The 1,665-nt window shown below is 73.3% G+C and carries 2 protein-coding genes; both read right to left on the reverse strand.

The genetic code is table 11. The features are described from left to right. Window positions 1-840, reverse strand: an 840-nt coding sequence (locus CR470_RS37820) for a sensor domain-containing protein (protein ID WP_179892523.1), incomplete at its 3' end; no start/stop codon positions are given. Between the two features lie 193 nt (window positions 841-1,033). Beyond that, on the reverse strand, window positions 1,034-1,665 hold a 632-nt coding region (locus tag CR470_RS37825; protein ID WP_257139068.1), incomplete at its 5' end, for a sensor histidine kinase.

Here is a 1,665-nt window from a genome sequence, read left to right on the forward strand (position 1 = left end):
GACCAGGCGGGCCTGGGCGCCGTCGTGCAGGTCGCGCTCGATCCGGCGCAGGTCGGCGGCGGCGGTGTCCACGACCACGCCCCGGTCCGACTCCAGCTCCGAGACCCGGGTGGCCAGCCGGGACGGCCCCAGCAGGCCGGTGACCATCAGCCGGTCCACCGTGAGCAGACCCCGCACGATCCACGGCGCGGCCAGCACGAGTGCCAGGCCCACCGCCCCGGTCACCGCCAGCTCGCCCGGCGAGTCCAGATACTCCTGGTGGGTGCGGTCCCCGTACAGCTGGAGACCGCCCTGCCCCCCGAACACCGGGAAGAGCCAGAACCACAGCGGGTACGTCAGCGCCGCCAGGCCGTACGTCCAGAAGGTGATCGCGACGACGAACGTGAACACGGCCCACGGGAAGTGCAGCAGCGTGTACAACAGGTGCCGCCAGGACACCCCGCTCTTGAGGACCGCGCCCATCCAGGACATCGGGCCGCCGGTCTTCCCGCGCACCCGCTCCGGATCCGCCACCTCCACCCGCAGCAGTCCGCGCGCCCGGTGCCGCTCCAGCGCGCCGAAGCCCCGGCAGACGGCGAGGCCGGCCGCGAGGACCGGTATCCCGATGAAGGTGACCAGCAGACCCGCGCTCATCGACGTCATGGTGACCGCGAAGACGAACATCGCCGTGCTGAGCGGGAAGCTCAGCAGCGCGTAGAGCAGCTCGCGCCAGGCACGGGCCTCCAGCGGAGCACGCAGCGGGGCGGGGAGGAAGTGCGTCGCAGGGGTCTTCGCCCCGAAGCCGGGGCCGGAACCCTGATGCTCCCGGTCCCGCGTGTCCGGTCCGTATGCCGTGGCCATGAGTCCCGTCCGTTCCGTCTCTGTCTGAAGTCTCTCAGTGGGCTGTGCGTGGGGCGTGCGCCGCGGTGGCGCCGGAGGCGGCCCGTCACCCCGGACCGTTCTCCCTCAAGGGTGCTGGCCGGCGGCCTTCCGCACCATGAGGTCCCTCTCCGTATCCGCCCGGGGGTTTTCCCCACCCCCACCGGTCGGGCGGTCAGGCGGAAGGCCGGTCGGCGGTCCGGTCACGCCAGGGCAGCTCGGCGGTGACGGTCGTCGGCCCGCCCTCCGGCGAGTCCAGGACGAACACCCCGTCGACCGCGTCGAGCCGCTCGGCGAGCCCCGCAAGCCCCGTACCGCCGTCCATCCGGGCCCCGCCCCCGCCGTCGTCCGTGACCTGGAGCATCAGCCGGTCCCCCGAACGCCACACGTCGACGGAGGCCGACCGCGCGCCGCTGTGCTTGCTGATGTTCTGGAGCAGCTCCGAGACGGTGAAATACGCGATGCCCTCGATGGCCTCCGCCGGACGTCCCCGAAGGCCCACCGACACCTTGACCGGAACCGTGCAGCGGGAGGCGATGGCGGAGAGCGCGGCGTCCAGGCCCCGGTCGGTGAGGACGGCGGGGTGGATCCCGCGGGCCAGGTCGCGCAGCTCCTGAAGGGCCACCTTGATCTCGCCGTGGGCCTCGTCGACCATGCGGGCGGCGGCCTCGGGGTCGTCGGTGAGCTTCTCCTTCGCCAGGCCGAGCCCCATGGCGAGGGCGACCAGGCGGGCCTGGGCGCCGTCGTGCAGGTCGCGCTCGATCCGGCGCAGGTCGGCGGCGGCGGTGTCCACGACCACGCCCCGGT

The organism is Streptomyces sp. rh34, from assembly GCF_002551245.1.
Classification (GTDB): Bacteria; Actinomycetota; Actinomycetes; order Streptomycetales; family Streptomycetaceae; genus Streptomyces.